General features: G+C 42.6%; 16 protein-coding genes. All 16 read right to left on the bottom strand.

From position 1 onward, the window contains the following. Positions 1-15: 15 nt before the first annotated feature. Positions 16-462 carry a 50S ribosomal protein L9 gene (gene rplI, locus OCV43_RS08035; protein ID WP_262623812.1) on the bottom strand — a complete coding sequence of 149 codons (447 nt, stop codon included), beginning with the start codon at positions 460-462 and terminating at the stop codon, positions 16-18. Further along, positions 459-2,510, bottom strand: a complete 2,052-nt coding sequence (locus OCV43_RS08030) for a DHH family phosphoesterase (protein ID WP_022242557.1) — start codon at positions 2,508-2,510, stop codon at positions 459-461. Before OCV43_RS08030 ends, rplI begins: the two co-directional genes overlap by 4 nt. A 90-nt stretch (positions 2,511-2,600) precedes the next feature. Then, on the bottom strand, positions 2,601-3,680 hold the full coding sequence (locus OCV43_RS08025) for a J domain-containing protein (RefSeq protein ID WP_022242556.1): 1,080 nt from the start codon (positions 3,678-3,680) through the stop codon (positions 2,601-2,603). A 5-nt stretch (positions 3,681-3,685) separates the two neighbouring features. Further along, positions 3,686-5,080, bottom strand: coding sequence for an alanine/glycine:cation symporter family protein (locus tag OCV43_RS08020; RefSeq protein WP_262623811.1), 1,395 nt, complete (start codon positions 5,078-5,080; stop codon positions 3,686-3,688). Positions 5,081-5,244: 164 nt separating this feature from the next. Beyond that, positions 5,245-6,078, bottom strand: coding sequence for a polysaccharide deacetylase family protein (locus tag OCV43_RS08015; protein ID WP_262623810.1), 834 nt, complete (start codon positions 6,076-6,078; stop codon positions 5,245-5,247). Beyond that, entirely contained in the window at positions 6,075-6,716 is a 642-nt protein-coding gene (pgmB, locus tag OCV43_RS08010; RefSeq protein WP_227710483.1) for a beta-phosphoglucomutase, read from the bottom strand. The genes OCV43_RS08015 and pgmB overlap by 4 nt, the downstream gene beginning before the upstream one ends. A 1-nt stretch (position 6,717) precedes the next feature. Further along, on the bottom strand, positions 6,718-7,539 hold the full coding sequence (locus tag OCV43_RS08005; RefSeq protein WP_118639436.1) for an alpha/beta hydrolase: 822 nt from the start codon (positions 7,537-7,539) through the stop codon (positions 6,718-6,720). Positions 7,540-7,565: 26 nt separating this feature from the next. Beyond that, positions 7,566-9,875, bottom strand: coding sequence for a glycoside hydrolase family 65 protein (locus OCV43_RS08000; RefSeq protein ID WP_262623809.1), 2,310 nt, complete (start codon positions 9,873-9,875; stop codon positions 7,566-7,568). 15 nt (positions 9,876-9,890) lie between these two features. Next, the gene (locus OCV43_RS07995) at positions 9,891-10,739 is read right to left on the bottom strand and encodes a carbohydrate ABC transporter permease (RefSeq protein WP_022242550.1); all 849 of its coding nucleotides are present in this window, start codon (positions 10,737-10,739) and stop codon (positions 9,891-9,893) included. Next, the gene (locus tag OCV43_RS07990; protein ID WP_262623808.1) at positions 10,739-10,876 is read right to left on the bottom strand and encodes a hypothetical protein; all 138 of its coding nucleotides are present in this window, start codon (positions 10,874-10,876) and stop codon (positions 10,739-10,741) included. Before OCV43_RS07990 ends, OCV43_RS07995 begins: the two co-directional genes overlap by 1 nt. Before the next feature lie 55 nt (positions 10,877-10,931). Then, the gene (locus OCV43_RS07985) at positions 10,932-11,612 is read right to left on the bottom strand and encodes a carbohydrate ABC transporter permease (RefSeq protein ID WP_262623807.1); all 681 of its coding nucleotides are present in this window, start codon (positions 11,610-11,612) and stop codon (positions 10,932-10,934) included. Between the two features lie 65 nt (positions 11,613-11,677). Then, on the bottom strand, positions 11,678-12,940 hold the full coding sequence (locus tag OCV43_RS07980; protein WP_022242548.1) for an ABC transporter substrate-binding protein: 1,263 nt from the start codon (positions 12,938-12,940) through the stop codon (positions 11,678-11,680). 328 nt (positions 12,941-13,268) lie between these two features. Continuing rightward, positions 13,269-14,225, bottom strand: coding sequence for a LacI family DNA-binding transcriptional regulator (locus OCV43_RS07975; protein ID WP_022242547.1), 957 nt, complete (start codon positions 14,223-14,225; stop codon positions 13,269-13,271). A 214-nt stretch (positions 14,226-14,439) separates the two neighbouring features. Continuing rightward, positions 14,440-15,735, bottom strand: coding sequence for an MFS transporter (locus tag OCV43_RS07970; RefSeq protein ID WP_227701371.1), 1,296 nt, complete (start codon positions 15,733-15,735; stop codon positions 14,440-14,442). 10 nt (positions 15,736-15,745) lie between these two features. After that, the gene (locus tag OCV43_RS07965; RefSeq protein WP_262623806.1) at positions 15,746-16,531 is read right to left on the bottom strand and encodes a zinc dependent phospholipase C family protein; all 786 of its coding nucleotides are present in this window, start codon (positions 16,529-16,531) and stop codon (positions 15,746-15,748) included. A gap of 416 nt (positions 16,532-16,947) precedes the next feature. Continuing rightward, on the bottom strand, positions 16,948-18,222 hold the full coding sequence (locus OCV43_RS07960) for a LuxR C-terminal-related transcriptional regulator (RefSeq protein WP_262623805.1): 1,275 nt from the start codon (positions 18,220-18,222) through the stop codon (positions 16,948-16,950). Positions 18,223-18,496 lie beyond the last annotated feature (274 nt).

Below are 18,496 nucleotides of genomic sequence, written 5' to 3'. Positions count from 1 at the left end.
GAGGTTCCTCCTAATCTACTCTTCCGTTACTTTTACACGTAATGTTGCAGTTACCTTTGGATGAACCTTAACCGGCACTTCATATACACCAAATGATCTGATGGCTTCTTTTAACTGCATTTTCTTCTTGTCTAACTCAAGACCCAGCTGATCATGTGTTGCCTGGGAAATCTCTTTGGTGGATACAGAACCAAAGGTTCTTCCGCCTTCTCCGGCTTTCATTTTCACTTCTACGGTCTTATCCTTTATCTCATCTGCCAGCTTTAATGCTGCCTGATAATTCTCTTCTGCAACCTTATCTGCATGTTTGTTCTGCAGCTTTAAGTCATTTAAGGTCTTGCTGTTTGCCTCAACTCCCAATTTCTTCGGAATTAACTGATTTCTTGCGTATGCATCGCTTACATTTACTACCTCACCTTTTTTTCCAAGGGATTTTACATCTGCTAATAAAATTACTTTCATTCTTCTATATCTCCTTCCTCAAGCATTTCGTCGATGGTGTCTTCTATGATGCGTTGTGCCTGGGACACGGTACAGTCACGAAGCTGGCAGCCTGCCATATTCAGATGTCCGCCGCCCCCAAGACGTTCCATGATTTTCTGCACATTGATTTCATCGATGGAACGGGAACTTACATATATTTTGCCCTGATATTCGGTTAATACAAAGGACGCTTTGATTCCGACAATATTTAACAGCTCATCTGCCGCCTGGGCTCCTACGATGGTAGGGCTTTCAATCTTATCTGCCGGACAGATGGAAATGGCAAATGCACCGCGGTATACTTCCGCATGGCGGACCACTTCTGCTCTGGCTTTGTAAGCATCCATATCATTTCGAAGCATTTTTCTTACACGGGTTACTTCCGCTCCGCAGCGTTTCAGATAAGCAGCTGCTTCAAAGGTACGGACACCGGTCTTGGTCATAAAGTTGCTGGTATCGATTAAGATTCCAGCATAAATACAGTCCGCTTCGTGGGGTGCCAGCTTGATATTTTCTGTAAAATACTGCAGCACCTCTGCTACCATTTCACAGGTAGAAGATGCATACGGCTCAATATAGGAAAGTACCGGATTGGAAATGACCTCACTGCTCTGGCGGTGATGGTCAAATACTACGATACTGTCGGTCCGCTTCAAAAGACCCGGACACTCCGTATGGCTCGGACGGTTTACATCCACCACCATAACCAGTGTGTTATAATCCGTCAGCTCCAGCGCACGTTCACTGGAAACAAACATATCCGGCGGATAACCCTTCTCTGTGGTAAAACCTTCCTTCAATGGACGAAGGGATGAAGTTACCTGGTCTAAAACAATCTGCGCTTTCTTTCCTAATACTCTTGCGGCGCAGTAGATTCCGATTGCCGCACCAAAAGCGTCTGTATCGGAAATAGAATGTCCCATAATCATAACATGCTCACGGCTCTCGATAATCTCCCGCAGTGCATGGGCTTTGACTCTTGCTTTTACACGGGTGTTCTTCTCTACCTGCTTGCTGTTACCGCCATAGTAGACAACATTTTCACCCTCTTTGACTACCACCTGGTCGCCGCCCCGACCCAGTGCCAGGTCGATTGCCATACGGGAATATTCATAATTCTGATTATAAGTATCACCGCCGACACCGATTCCGATACTTAAAGTCACCGCCATTTCATTTCCGACTTTGACAGTCTTAACATCTTCAATCAGGCTGAACCGGTCGCTCTGCAGCTCCGCAAGATATTTATGCTGGAATACCACAAAGTATTTATCCTTCTCAATCTTACGCACCAGCGCATCCATTTTCGTAAAATACTGGTTTACCTTCCGGTCAATCAATGCCACTAAAAGAGAACGTTTTACGTCTTCAATACTGTCTAACGCCTCGTCATAGTTGTCTATGTATACAAGACCTGCCACCAGCTTCTGTTCTTCATTTTCACGAATGTAATTATAAAGCTCTGTCTCATCAAAAAGGTACAGCGCTGTCAGATACTGTTCATCCTCTTCAATAGATACAATGCTGCTGTTTTCCGCCATTTCCTCAAAATAAATCTTGCTCATTTCAATACGGAAATTATGCTCCTGCCAGACCATATTTACATCTTCCACGAACTGCTCCTGCTGAATCAGCTCTCTGGTAATGCCCGGGAAAATGCTGGTGATGGATTTATGGAAATTTTTGGTCTTTCCTGTAATCTCCGTAAATTTCTCATTGACCCAGAGAACCTTTCCGTTATAGTCCAAAAGTGCATACGGTATTTCGAATTCATTGAGCAGCTTCTTCTGCACCGTTCCGTACTGAGTGGCAAAATTAATCAGCTCATTCACCAGCACCGGTTTATTAACATTATAAGATATCACCACAACAATGAGATAAATCCCAAGGAAAATGGATACCAGTAACGCTGCCCCTTCATTTACAAAATACATCGGCACGTTCATGCATGCCAGCAAAATAGTAAGCATCAGCGGCCAGTACATATAATTTTTCAGATGACCCTTCAGCTTGATTTTTTTCTTCATAAATTTCTCCTATATAAATGCGGATATTTTTACACAATTGTTACGACCACATACATATACAGAGTGTATTATAGCATTGTTTTATCTGTTTTACAATTCGCTTCCGGCATGAATCTTCTTTTCGTAGGATAAAAGCAGGTTTTCTATCTGTAATCCGATGCTTTCTGGAAAAGTTCCGGCATATTTCCGGGGCACTTTTATCCAGAAATCCAGGTTCTTATAACGCTTTCTTCCCCGCATATTTGCCCGATCCTGCTTTGCTGCCACCTGAATCTTAACCATTGCCCGCTTCTGTTCTAAGAGCGGCACCAGAATATAATAAAGCCGGTCATCCTTCAGGGAAAGGTAGCCTGCCGCCTCCCCGGACTGCTTCTTTAGAAACAGCCGGTGCTGTTTCAGTGCCGCCGGGAAAAGTGGTGTGCCTGCCCGCATATCATGGACCGTATCCATAAGCTCAAGCATTGCCGCAAAGTAAAATATTTCAGCTTCCGGCTGTCCGGCAGTCTCCGCTTTTCTATTTTGCTCTGCATCTTTCTCTTGCCCTGCATTTTCCTCCTGCTCTGTATTATTCTTCCGCTTCGTTTCTGAAAAATGCCCTAAAATTTCCGGTGCGTCAATGAACTGTTGTGCCAAGAGATAGGTAAGTTCCGCCTGTACCTTTAGCCGCTCCTCTTCTCTCACACTTTTTTCCAATTTCGCTTCTATCTCCTGCAGCAGCCGGTTGCTGCAGGCAAAAATACTCTTTAAGAAAAGAGGGAAATCCTCTTCGATAGTCCAAAGATATTTTCCCTCTGTTATCACAAATTCTCCTATGACTGCTCCGTCCGCATCTTCGACATATTGATAAATATTTCGTATACAGTATGCATGAGGATTTTCCGGTGCATTCCAGTTCTTTTTCTGTCTGTGCTGTCTCTTTGCTTCCCATTCTGCTTTTGATGTGGTGCTTTCCTTGGTCCTTCTGATAAAGGAATCTTTCGCTCCTTTGCCTTTTACCAGAATTCCATATGCCTCATTAATCTCTCTGGCGGAATAGGGATAATTTTCTTTTTCTTCTGACCGGCTGTCGGGATGCAGCTTATGCATCAACTGGCGGTAACGGCTTTTTATTTCCGCCCGGTCGGCATCCTCTGTTAGTCCCAGCACCCGGTACGCCTGCGTTCTTGTCATAATTTTTATGCATCCTCTTTGCCTGCAAAATAATCTTTTACCATCTTCACTACAACGCCGGATAATAAGAATACGGCAATGAGGTTCGGGATTACCATCAGTCCGTTAAAGGTCTCTGCGATGCTCCACATCAGTTCCAGATTCATGGTTGCGCCTACGATGGCAACCAGTGAGTAAACCAGCATAAATGGCTTATTTGCTTTGCTTCCAAAGAGGAATTCGATACAGCGGGTTCCATATAAGCCCCAGCCGATAATGGTAGAAAATGCAAAACAGCACATGGCAACTGCCGTAAATATAGACACCCAGCCGCCATAAACGGAAGTAAATCCGCTGATGGTAAGCTCTGCTCCTGCTGCTGCGCCATAACCCACCGGAACGCCACTGCAAAGGATAACCAGTGCGGTCAGGGTACAGATTACGATAGTATCTACAAATACTTCAAAGATTCCAAAGAAGCCCTGCTTTACCGGTTTTCTGGTATCGGCACAGGCATGGGCAATGGAGCCGGTACCAAGTCCTGCTTCATTGGAAAAGATTCCTCTGGAAACACCTTTTTTCATGCTCATGAAAAAGCTTCCTACTGCACCGCCGGTTACTGCTGCCGGGTCAAATGCGCCTCTTATAATAGCAGAAAATACTGCCGGAACTGCGCCTACATGCACTACAATTACGCCCAGTGCCAGTAAAATATACATGATTGCCATAAACGGAACCAGCTTCTCTGTAACCTGCCCGATTCGTTTGATTCCACCCAGCAGAATCAATGCAATCAGTCCTGCCAGTACGATCCCGATAATCAGATTTAAGGTTGCTGCTCCGTCTTCAGAAATCAGGTTGTAATTATATAATGCTGAATCAATGGCTGTGGTAATGGTATTGACCTGTGTGGCATTACCGGTTCCAAATACCGTCAGCACACCAAAGGCTGAGAAAAGGTACGCCAGCCAGTGCCAGTGTTTCTTTAATCCGTTTTTGATGTAATACATCGGGCCGCCAACGTAATCGCCATCTTTATTTCTTTCCCGGAAATGCACCGCAAGGGTTACTTCCGAGAATTTGGTACACATTCCAAGCAATGCGGAAATCCACATCCAGAATATGGCTCCCGGTCCACCGATTGCTATGGCTCCCGCTACTCCGGCTACATTTCCGGTTCCTACAGTTGCCGCCAGTGCTGTGCAGACTGCCTGAAATGGAGTCAGTGCTCCGTCTGATGCTTCTCTTTTCTTGAGCATACGCCCTAATGTAATTTTCATCGCATATGGAAATTTACGAATCTGTAAGAAGTTGGTGCGGATGCTTAAGTATAGTCCGACACCGATAATGCAGATCATGGCTGGAACGCCCCAGATGAAATTATTCACTGCACTGTTGATGGATTCAATCATTGCTAACATTGTGTGTTCCCCTTTTATCTTATTTTCCGGTGGGGTGAAAGGGTGAGATAAAATTATTCGAAGCCGGAGTTGTGAAAAGAAAACCTATTTTTTCATAACCCCGGCTTCGAATGCCTTTCCTCTAACCCTTCACTCCCACCTGTAAAGTCAGTGTAATGCAAGAATTATAGCACTATTTTTCTCAATTTACCATGACTTTCAGGGGAATGAATTCGTTGTAGTTCACCCGGATGCAGAAGAATGTTTTCTCCGTTACGGATAAGATAAATGTCCTGCCCGCTTCCGTTGAAAAGCAGCTTCTCATCTACGCTGGTGTGAACCTGTTTTACTGCCATGAGGTAATGACAGACTTCTGCATTGGTAGCATACCAGATGTCCTCTCTGCCGCCAATCATTTTGCAGAATTCTTCGATGACATACCAGTTGTTATCCCGGTCGAATTCATAGCTGTGTCCCCAGACATAGAATAAATACTGGAACTGCGGCAGGTCAAAGGATAAGAATTCTTTTGCATGGTACATAAGCCGGTTGTTATGGTGGCACGTTGGATTCCATTCATAGAAGTCCTGCGGGTGTGTATACAATCCTGTGTCGGTTGCTATTCTGGCATAATGAATCCCAAGGGATGGCAATAACGTCTTTATCTCCGGGCTGTAGGAGCCATTGGGATAAGCATGGCCGCAGACAATTTCTCCGGTCAGTTCTTCCAATGCCTGCCTGTCCTCTAAGATTTCTTTTACCACATCCGTCATGGGACAGCGGGCAAGGGTCAGATGTTTAACCCCATGGGTTGCAATTTCATGACCTTTATAAAGAGCGGGAATTTTCTCTTTTCCAATACGCCTTTCTTCTGTCATGCAGCCGGAATTCAAGTTGAAGGTTCCCCGAATTCCATAGCGGTTCAATATTTCCAGTAAATGCACATCTGACCATAAGCCATCATCATAGCTTATGGTCAGTGCCTTATTCCGGAAGCCCGGATATGTATAGTAAATCACAGTGCAATGTCCTTTAAATCAGCAAAAGTTGTAATCGGATAATCTGTTTTCTCACAGAAAGCGGCATCCCCGATTCCGGCAGCCTTCATTCCACCGCGCTTTGCTGCTTCAATTCCGGCAACTGCATCCTCTACCACCAGACAATCCTCCGGTGCAAGAGCAATGTATTCTGCCGCTTTTAAAAATACTTCAGGATCTGGCTTTGATTTTGTAATATTTGTTCCATCGGAAACTGCATCAAATACATCATCAAGCCCCACCCGTTTTAAGATAAATTTTGTATTTTTGCTGGAAGAGCCAATGGCAATTTTAATGCCTGCTGCCTTTAACGCCGCTAAGGTTTCACGGACTTCGACGGTTACATCATCCGGTGTCATGCTCTTTAATTCTTCTTTATAGTAATTATTTTTTTCTTCTGCCAGTGCTTCCTTTTCTTTCTGGGAAAGTGCCGGTCCATGGTAGTTTCTTAAAATAATTTCAAGGCTTTCCATTCTGCTTACACCCCGCAGCAGATTGTTAATCTCTTCATTAAAGAGAATGCCGCATTCATCAGCTATTTTCTTCCATGCACGATAATGGAGCTTATCGGTATGAACCAGTACTCCATCCAGGTCAAATAAAATTCCTTTAAATTTCATCTTATCCCTCCAAATCTGCCACCCATTTTCCAGCTAATGTTATCCAGTCCTGACAACGTTTCTGAATACCGAATCCTGTCTCCGTAATCTGCGTTTCTTCATTGGCAAGCGAAAGTCCATGCAGTCCTTCCGGGAAAATGTGAGCTTCCACGGAAACCTGATTCTTTACCAGTGCTTCCGTAAACATCAGTGTATTCTGGATTGGCACCGACTGGTCCGTTAAGGTATGCCAGATAAACACCGGCGGCACCTGCTTTCCTACCTGATGCTCCAGACTTAAAAGCTCTTCTAATTCTTTGCTCTTTTTCGTTCCCATCAGGTTTTCAATGCTGCCGTGATGTGCATATGTTCCAGATGTAATTACCGGATAAGAAAGCAGTAATCCATTTGGTCGCATCTGCTCTGCGGTAAGTCCTGTTTCTTTTGCAAGCCAGTCCTTATCCCAGAAGACCCCAAGACTTGCTGCCAGATGACCGCCGGCGGAAAATCCGGATACGATAATTTTATCCGGCTTAATGCCATATTCTTTTGCATGCTCTCTTAAATATGCCACACTCCATGCCAGTTCGCAGAGGGACTGGGGAAATTCTGCAGGAGCTACGCTGTAGCGCAGGACGCAGGCATGAAATCCTCTGGCAATATACTGTACTGCAACCGCTTCTGCCTCCCGGTCGGAGGTAAATTCATAGCCTCCGCCCGGACAGATAAGTACCAGCGGGCGGGTGCGGTTACTGTCGATTTCTTCAAAATTATCTAATATATAAGTATACAATCTTGCATCCGTTGCCTTCGGCGTCTGAACCGGAATAATATTGTATTTCATAGCTTCACCTTCTTTTTATTTTTCTCTTAATTTTCCTGATATGGTACTTCCACTTTCTGATTAGCTGCTTCTAACACATACTCTTTTCCATATAATTCCACGGTAATGGCTGTGCCTTCTAACTGTTCAATACTGCAGGTCTCTTTATTTACGCTGACCTCTAAGAGGCTTCCGTGATAACGGATACGGAAATGATAACCCTGCCAGTTTTCCGGCAAAGCCGGTGCTAAGAAAAGCTTGTCCTCTTCTGCCTGCACTCTGGCAAATCCATTGACAATTGCCATATAGCTTCCACCCATATTTGCTGCATGTATTCCATCCTTGCTGTTCTTGTGGGTATTCAAAAGGTCCATCTTGGCAGAGTCGCCAAAGTAATAGTATGCCTTATCCTTTAAGCCCAGTCGGGATGCCATGATACTGAATACACAGGTGGAAAGGGATGAATCATGGGTTGTAATTTTCTCATAATAGCGGAAAGAGTTCTCTTCTGTTTCTTTGTCCTGATAATCCGGAAAAAGATAATGTGCTAACACTGTATCTGCCTGTTTACATACCTGATAACGGTATAAATGTAACGGATGATAATGCAGTAACAGAGGGAATTCTTCCTGTGGTGTGTGCTCTAAATCCCAGATTGGTTTCTGCAAGAAGGAGTCATCCTGCGGATTGATGCCAAGGGTTTCATCATATGGAAGATACATCTTTTCTTCCGCTTCCTTCATTGCCTGAATTTCTTCCTCTGTCAGGTCATTTTCTTTTACAAACTGCTGGTAAGCATCCTTTTCCTCTGCCAGGCGTTGGATAAATTTCAGACACCACTGCATGCTGTATTTTGCACTGGCATTGGTATAGTAATTGTTATTTACAATGCAGGTATACTCATCCGGTCCGGTCACACAGTTAATGACAAAACGGTCTTTATAATAATTTCCCACATCCAGCCACAGACGGTTGGTCTCTAAGAGAATCTTTAAACCCATTTCCTTGATAAATTCCCAGTCTCCGCTGGTTTTGTAATAGAGAATTACGGCATATGCAATATCTCCATCGATATGATACTGTGCCGTTCCGGATGGATAATAGCCGGAGCATTCTCTTCCGGTAATGGTACGCCACGGATACAGCGCACCCTTTTTATGTCCTAACAGAGCCGCATTTTCTTTGGCTTTTCCTAATGTCTTATAGCGGTATTCCAAGAGCTTTCTTGCGATTGCCGGATTGGTCATGGCAAAATACGGTACCATAAACATTTCCGTATCCCAGAAATAATGTCCTTCATAGCCTTCACCACTTAAGCCTTTCGCTGCAATGCTGGAATATCCGTCGTAACCGGCTGACTGCAGAAGCTGATACATATTAAAACAGAGAGATTCATTTAAATCTCTGTCTCCCACGATTTCCATGGAAGAGTTGTTCCAGAACTCTTTTAAATATTCCTGCTGTTTTTTATAATAAGAAGCAATTCCCTGCTCCACTACTTTGGAAAGCTTCTCGTCTGCGACATTTCTGCAATCCTCTTCCCGGATAGAATCTGTAAAAATGCTGTATTTTATGATTCTTACTTCATCTCCCGGCCGTATATCAAAGCGGTAGCTTACGTCCATTGCATGTGCGGTCTCATCATAGGTTACTACTTCTGATGGCTGGCGCTTCTGGTTAACAGTGACTATGTTTGCCACTGCACTTGCCACCTTAAGATGGCTCTCTACGGTAGAACTTACGAGGCATGCACCGGATTCACATATGTGAACATCTTCTTTTTTCAAATGATTGTGGCTTTCCCCTGCCAGTCTTGGGTCCTTTGGATTAAAATAATTTCTGACCAGTCCTAAATGTCTGGAATGTATTTCTACTGTTCCGGAAAAATCAATGGACTGGAAGCAGTAATCAATGGTAAAAAGGGAACGTTCTTCAAAGGAAGCCATTCTTGTAATATTAAAATGAAGCTGCTTTCCTTCCTTGTTGCTCCAGTCTACTTCACGTCTGGTAATTCCTTTTTCCATATCCAGCGTTCTTACATAACGGCAGTCTGCATCATCCGCCATGGAAAATTTCTGCCCGTCAAAGGACACCTCTATGGTCTGGGTATCTGCCACATTTAACATACTCTCTTTGTCTTCCACGAGATTACAAAGTTTTTCTGCCTGCTTCATAGGTGCAATATCATAAAAGCCGTTAATATACATTCCCCGCATGGTGTCGAAATCTGCCGGAACGCCTTCTTCCAGGGTGCCGCGTACTCCGATATAGCCATTGGCATTATGAAAAATGGTTTCCTGCAGCTGCAGGTTCTTCTCATTTAATCCAATTCCTGTTACCTGATAAATTTTACTCATATACGCTCCCTCTCTTTAACCCTTTACTGCACCGGCTGCTACACCTTTGATAATATGTTTCTGGCAAAGCAGATAGAAAATGATAACCGGAATAATGGTAAATGTCAGTGCCGCCATTGCCATATTCCACTCGATGGTATACTGTCCAAAGAACAGTGACATTGCCAGCGGAATGGTCTTATTTTTGATACTGGTCAGTGTCAGTGATGGTAATAAGTAGTCGTTCCAGATCCAGATAACATCCAGAATAATTACAGTTACGGTAATGGATTTTAAAATTGGGAATACAATTCTCCAGAATAGCTGCCAGGTATTACATCCATCAATAATTGCGGCTTCCTCTAAGGATACCGGAACGGAGGATTTGATAAATCCATGGAATAAGAACACACCCATGCCGGCGCCAAAGCCTACATACATAAAGATTAATCCACCTAAGGAATCTTTAAACGGAATACCGAAGAATTTCCCAAACTGATTCATTTCCTGCATCAATGGCATCATAATGGTCTGGAACGGAATCAGCATGGTAAGAATCAGAAGTCCGTATAAGAATTTACTTAATTTATTATTAGAGCGGACAAACATCCACGCTGTCATAGCACTCAGTAATACGATAATTCCTACTGCAATTACTGTTACGATGATGGAATTCTTAAATGCCATTAAAAAATCCATTTTCTTTAAAGCGCCCTGGAAATATTCCAGTGTAAAATGTTTTGGAAAGGCGAAGATATTTTCATATAATTCTGCACGGCTCTTGAAAGCATTTACGATTACCATATATACCGGAACCAACCATACGCAGCACAACAATATTACCAGAATATTTACGATTATTTTTCCAACTGGTTTTCTCTTCATTATGCTGACACCTCCTTATCGCCAGTAATCTTAACCTGAATTAATGTAATCAATGCAATGATGACAAAGAATACGATTGCTTTTGCCTGTCCATATCCGAAATGGCTCTTGGTAAAGATTTCATTAAAAATATTCATGGACACCATTTCTGTTGAGTTGTTTGGTCCACCGCCTGTCAGTGAAACGTTTACATCATAAATCTTGAAACAGTTGGATAATGTTAAGAACAGACATATTGATTGTAATGGATGACATAATCAGCGGAAGCTTAATGTTGATTAAAGTTCTCCAGAAGCCTGCCCCGTCAACCTCTGCAGCTTCGATTACATCATCGGAAATTGCTTCTAATCCTGCGATATATACAATCATCATATATCCTGCCATCTGCCATGTAGATACTACAATCATGGCACAGAAAGCCATTTTCTTATTTACAAGCCAGTTAAAAAATATGTTTGTTAATCCGGTCATATCTCCGATTGTACTCATTGCGTCTCCAAGAACGTACTGCCAGATATAACCTAAAATCAATCCACCAATCAGGTATGGTAAGAATAACATGGTTCTTGCCACATTACGCACCTTAAGTTTGGTTGTTACCAATACTGCAAATGCCAGTGCCAGTACATTGACAATTACTACGGTAATTAATGTAAATAATGTTGTTCTTACTAATGATGTCAGAAATTGTTTATCCGAAAAAATCTTTGCATAGTTGGACAATCCTACAAATACCTTTTCACTTTTTGCCAGTCCATCCCAGGATACAAGGGAATAACCCATTCCCGTGAAAAACGGAATGATTACTATAATGCAAAACATAATCATCAATGGAGCGGTAAATAATGCATACCAGCCTTTTTTTATCTTCATCTTTATCCCTCATTCCTTTTCTAAAGTGAACAGGTGCTGCCAAAGGCAACACCTGCAATTAATGTTTACTCATTTGCTGCTGTTACGAATGAATCATTTAATGCTCTTAAGAATTCATCGGTTGTCATATCCGAGGAGAAGTATTCCTCTGCGTTCTGTACCAGGTAAGTTGTGATGATACCTGCAGGCCACTCCTCATTGAATGTCCAAGGAATGATGTTGCCTTCTGCGATTGCATCAGATACTGCCTGTGATAATGGGTCTAAGTTATCAGCTTCCATACCGTCTACTACCGGAATGAATCCAAATTTGTTGGTAAGGTAATCAGCTCCTGTTTCACTTGTATATAACCAGTTTAAGAAATCTTTTGCTAACTGTTTGTCACTGTCACTTGCGTCTGTATTTACACACCATACAGATGGAACACCGACTGCGATGGATTTGTTGCCTGCGATTGGTAATGGAGCAATTCCCATATCAAAGTCTACATCATAGGATGAAAACAGGGAGTAGCACCAGTTACCCTGATGAATCATTTCTGTTTTACCGGTTGCAAAGTCACCACAGTTGTCATCATAAGATACTTCCAGTGGATTCTTCTGGTTCTCTTTGATTGCTTCGAAAATCTGTCCAAGTTCCTGGAACTCTTTTACGTCAGCGATGTTTACCTTTCCATCGTATACATCCTGACAGAACTGTGCTGGATCATCCTGTAATGCGAATGGAGTATTTAAAATCTGTCCGATTAAGAAGTACGCTTCCTGTGAAAGTCCAAGTCCTGTCTCCCCATCGGCTGTTGCATCTTTGATAGTCTGAACCAATGCATCGGTTGTATTAATCTGGTCTTCACTGATTAAGTTTTTGTTATAAACCAGTCCGAAGCCTTCTGCTGTCATCGGAACACCGACTGTCTTATCATCGCTCTTTGCAATAAGGTCATCATTAATCTTGTCTAAGAAACTCAAATCACTTAAATCCTCTAAGTAAGCGGACATCTCCGCAATCTCTGTGCTGGAAGAAAGTGAAAATACGGTAGGACCGGATTCACTTGACATATAAGTCTTTAAGTTCTGGTAATAATCATCTCCGGAAATCTGCCAGACTTCTACTTCTACACCGGTCTCTTTTTCATAGTCTTTAGCAAGTTCTTTCAGCTGATCATAAATCTCTGTTTTCTGCTGGAAGATGGTAATCTTTCCTTTACTCTCTCCGCTTGCGCCCTCTGTATTGGAAGCATCAGATCCTCCCTTAGAACCGCATCCTCCTAATACCATGGAAGCACCTAAAACTGTTGCCAATACTAATGATACGATTTTTCTCTTCTTCATTTTGCACCCTCCTTGTGTTGCTTTGTTTTTGATAACTATACTTTACATAAATTTTACTAATTCGTCAATCCTCTTCGTTATCTTTCTACCTTTTTCACTGTTTTTACATGGTTTTATTGTGCAAAACAACCGTTTCAAGACTTATTTTTAGTAAATTTAGTAAATATTTACCTTTTCTTTAGTAAAACAAGTAATATTATTATAGTAAATTTTCGCTACTCTCACAAACTACACGAAACACGCTTTGCGAATTTCTCGCTACTCGCGAAAAAAAGAAGAACCCTCTGTACCAGAAGATTCTTCCATGTCCTATTTTTTATCTTATTTTCTATCGTGTGGTCTTTCTCCAGTGAACCTTTGCGGCAATCTTAAAGGTGTCAAAGCTGCAGCTTCCCGCAATATTCTGAAGCAGAAACTGGGCCGCCAGATAGCCTCTCTCATAATCCGGGATATCTACCGTGGTAAGTCCCATCAGTTCTGACATCTCGGTTCCATCGAATCCGGTTACTGCTATATCATCCGGAATCTTAAGGCCTTCCTGCCGCAGTGCCTTCATTGCTCCAATTGCCATATTGTCGTTCGCACAGACTAACACTTCCGGAATATTATCTGATAAAAGCATCAGTCTTGCTGACTGATAACCGCTCTTTTCATAATAATCTCCCAAGAAATAATTTTCCCGGCTGAATGTAATTCCATTTTTCTGCAATACATCTTTTAATGCCCGGTAACGTTCCTGGTTATCCAGCGTATCTATTCCTGCAATATATCCAAAGCGGCGATAGCCTTTATCCACCAGCCCCTGCACCAGCTCTGCCATTGGCGCATAGTTATTGACTACCACACTCTTGATATTCGGCACATCCATAATCCGGTCCAGTGCCACAATGGGATAACCTTCATTTGCCTTCTGGATTAAAGTGGAATTCTTACATTTCATATCCAGCATGATGGTTCCGCAAGTCAATGCCGGGTCCATAAATTTTTCACAGGATTTATTGGTACATATCATTAAATCATATCCTCTGGAATACACATAATCGCTGATTCCATGAATGATTTTCAGATAAAAGTTACGCTCATAATCACTGAAATTAAAAAGAATGGTATTGGTATCTTCTGCCGGCTTCTTATTTTTCCCCTTGTTAATATCATAGCCATTTTCCTTGCAAATCTCTAAGATCCGCTGTCTTGTCTCTTTTCCCACATTATTCCGGTGATTCAGTACATTGGATACGGTTGCCGGTGATACATTCGCCAGCTTTGCAATTTCTTTTACTGTCATACGCTTCCTCACTTTATTTTCTGCTCCCAAAGTAAATAATTACCTTTGTTTAACACCTCTTCAGTAAACGTATCACAGATTTTATATAAATTCAACTGAATGTTAGTTTTTCCTTCTATTGAAGTAACAATTCCAATGCTTTGCTATAAAAAGACCGGGGGTCGCCGGATGGGGATACGAACGCCTCCACCTGTCTTCCATTACCAACATTTCTTTATAGATTCTGCGTCTGCAATTTCTGCTGTGCCGGATTTACCGACTGTGTCTGTGCTCCCTTCTGTGCCTGCCGCCCCTGCAAGCAAAAGGTCACAAAGCCCAGTACAAACAACGCTGCTATCATAACCACGCCTGCTTTGGAGGTGTGAAACAGCTGGGTGGAAATTCCCATCAGCATTGTGCCAAGGAAGGAAGCTCCTTTTCCAAAGATGTCAAACACGCCGAAGTATTCGCTTGCTTTTTCTTTTGGAATAATCTTCGCATAATAAGACCGGGAGAGTGCCTGGATGGCACCCTGGAAGACACCGACGCAGGTCGCTAAGAACCAGAATTTCCATGCGGTATCAAGCTGCAGTGCAAACAGTGCGATGAGAAAATACGCTCCGATGCAGACTAAAATCAATTTCTCAGATTCAAATCTGCGGGCAAGCTTTCCAAAAAGAATGGAGCAAGGGAATGCTACCACCTGTGTTAAAAGCAGTGCCAAGAGCATGCTGCTGTCACCGATTCCCACATCTTTGCCATATGCGGTGGACATTTCGATAATGGTATACACACCGTCTATGTAGAAAAAGAACGAGATGAGGAACAGGAGAACCTTCTTATTAGCTTTTAACTCGGAAAAAATATTTCCCAGACGGACAACAGTTTCTTTTACGGACACTTTTGTCTCTGCATAATAATTCTGTTTATAATTTAACAACAACGGAATGGTCACTGCCACCCACCAGATGGCGGTAATGCCAAATGCCAGCATCATTGCCATGGCAGCAGAAATTCCGATTCTGTCTGACATCAGCACCAGAATCAGGCTTCCTACAAACGGAATACAGCTTCCGATATAGCCCCAGGCATATCCATGGGAAGAAACTTCATCCATCCGCTCGTCTGTGGTCACATCTACCAGCATGGAATCATAGAAAATCAGGCTGCCGGAAAATCCCACTTTTGCAATGACAAATACCACCAGAAATGCCAGCCAGGTTTTCGGAATTCCCATGGCTGCACAGGCGATTACGCCAATCATCATAAATGCGGTAAACAGCGGCTTTTTAAAGCCTTTATTATCCGCTGCCGCTCCACAGACTGGTCCCAACAGTGCCACCAGAATCGTGGAAATTGAAATGGCATAGCTTAAATATGCTGTTGAATTTGCGGCGGAAATACCACTTGCGGTTGCCATATTTTTAAAATAAATCGGAATAATGGTGGACACCAGCATGACAAATGCTGAATTTCCTACATCATAAAGTACCCATTGTTTTTCTAATTTTGTCATCTTTTCTTTTCCCATTTTCCTACTCCTATTCCACTCCAAAGGTATGCTGATATTCGCTGTCCGCCGCGCCGTTTTCCCGGTATTCACAGATGAGTCGCACCGCCAGTGAAATGGCATCATGATATAACTGGCTCAGCCGGATATTACTATCTGCACATTTCGGGTTCGGCTTGTAATTGACGATTAGTCCATGCATTTCCTTATAGTTTCCGGTCATTGCCAGCAATGCATAAATGAACCCGCGTTTTAGGTGCCCCGGTGCAACCAGAAGATTGTTATAATGCTTCATGCTCTTGAGTGCCTGCTGCACTTCCTCTGCTGTAACCTCTGGGAAAAATTCCGCAATTGTTCCCGCACTGGTCATATCTGTTGGGATATGGCCTGCAAGCCTGTGGGTAAGCGGATTGTGTCCCCGCTTTGCTAAAAGCATCCGGTCAAATTCCACCTCGATTTCTGCATGGGTTACACCGATTTCCTTTATCTTCTTTTCAATATATGGATGACAGCTATGGTCCAGTGCAAAATGGCAGATAAATCCATAGAGATATGCAAATCCACCTCTTCCTTCCGGCAGCTCCCTTGCCCGCATCCAGGCTTTTTTAAAAAATTCATCTGCCGGTCTGCCATGCATTCCATAACCTATCCGGTTGATGGCATTTGACTTTAAAGGCTTATAATAAAAGAGAATATCCGGTCCGTGTAATCCAGTCATATAGAGCGGGCTATATGCTTTTATCTCCTCCTGTATTTCCTGTGGTAACCGTCTATATACCGCTTTTCCAAAACAATAATGTGCATAAGTTGATGGCACTGTACTTCCTCCCTGCTATGTATGCAGTATTTTTCTGCTTTCTTCTGTTTTTCAGCATAGTATGTGTGAAAAAAGCTTTCTATCATATTTTGGAGTAACTTCTGTAAAAAAAATGTAAATTTATGGGATATAAAACTTGCGCAAATAAGAATTGAAATGTTTCTTTGAAATGAAGCCGCCTGCAGAATCTGGCAGTGGCAGTTAAGATGTCTGGCAGCCTGCAAAACCTGCATAACAAACTGCGAAAAAAAGAATGTGCCTTGGCACATTCCCGCGCCTGCGGCGGTCGCTTGCGACATCTACCTTATACGCCGCAGTGCGCATCCTCGCTTCCCGTTTTTTACTTTACAGGAAATTGCTTTCCTGTAAAGTAAAAACGGGAAGCCCGCTAAGCGTACTTCCCTCAATATGACTATTTATCTCAACGAGACCAGGCGGTTCTCTTTTGCTACCCGTACTGTCTGTCTTCTCGTCCTGACCCGGAGCTTCGCAAATATATTTTTTCCGTGAAACTTTACGGTATTGATGCTGATTCCCATGAAATCTGCAATTTCCTGATTAGAACGCTCATCTGCTATCAGCCGGTCAAATCGTCTTTCTTTTACAATCGGAAGCAGCTCATCTATAAGCTGAAATGCTTCCTCTTTCCGGTCACTTAAGAAATAGCTGACTGCACATAAAAGATTCATTTCACATAAATCCATGACGCGGTCACCCTTTCGCAGCGGCTCCCTCAAATACTCTGCCAGCGAAAGCATTGCCAGATATTTTTCTTCCAGAATATATGCCCGCATCTTTATCATATATTTATAGGTATCCAGCATGTTCAGTTCTCCAAATTCGCTGGGTGCCTCATTTTCCATCCATTCCGTTACTGTATCCACATCACCATCATACAACAGTCCCCAGGCTTTCATTGCTCCGAAATTCTCTAAGAGCCATCTGCTCTGTTCCTTATGAAGTCTCTGATATATCTCTTCCAGAATCGGATATACCACCGCTATCTGTCCGGTTGCTATCATAATCCGCATCTGAAGGCTCAAAGCAATAAACAGAACAGCAATTTCGCCTTCTTTTTCTATAAATGGAATAATTCCAACTAATGTAGTAATTGCTTCAAAACATTCATCTCTCTGATAGCATACTTCTGCATAAGTTATTTCTGCAATTCCAAGGGAACTGTCTCCATAGAAGCTTTTTACCCAGCCCTTTAGCTGCTCCTTCCGGTCATGTACATAATTTCCATACATGGTCATATCCCGGAATCCGTTTATCATGGTAATTCTGCCTGCTGCCAGAGGAAGATTCGGCAAAATGCCATAATTATTATATATTTCAGCCAGCTTAAGCAATGCAGCTCTTGCCCTCTCCCGGTCAGTTCCCGGAATAATTACATCAAGATGCAGCTTCATCAGACGTTCATCCCCTACATATGAAGCATATTTCTCCGCCTTTTCCAGATTCCCGTAAATAGCCTGAATAACAGCTTCTGCTGCTGCAAGTGTTGGTGTTTTCCTGATTTCCTCTTTTGAAAAAACTTCGAGATATTTTCTACAATGCTTAAATCCATTCAGACAGCACGGACAGGCAAAAATCCTGCTCATCTTATCCCGAAGAGTTTCATAATCTCTCTTTTCTACCAGTTCATCCAGTTCTTCTTCTCTGAAAAATTCATTATCCCGGTTTTTCATGCATTCCCCTCCGACACAATTCGACACTTTTTATCTGTTTTTATAATAATTACGAATAACCTGCCTGTAAACTACCCGAAAGTGTAGGTTTTTCATTTACCCGGGAATTTTTTAAAACAGGGAATTTAAAACACTTGACCTGAAGATAAGTTCAAGTGCAAGAATTGCACTGCACAGTAAAAGGGGCTGTAAAATAAGTCCCTAATTAAGAAACGCCAACTCCGGCAAATGTCGGTTTTGGCGTTTCTTTGTATGAATTTTTCTATTTTTGATC

Source organism: Roseburia amylophila (assembly GCF_025567465.1).
In the GTDB taxonomy this organism is placed as follows: domain Bacteria; phylum Bacillota; class Clostridia; order Lachnospirales; family Lachnospiraceae; genus Roseburia_C; species Roseburia_C amylophila.
This window is presented reverse-complemented; position numbering and strand designations above follow the sequence as displayed.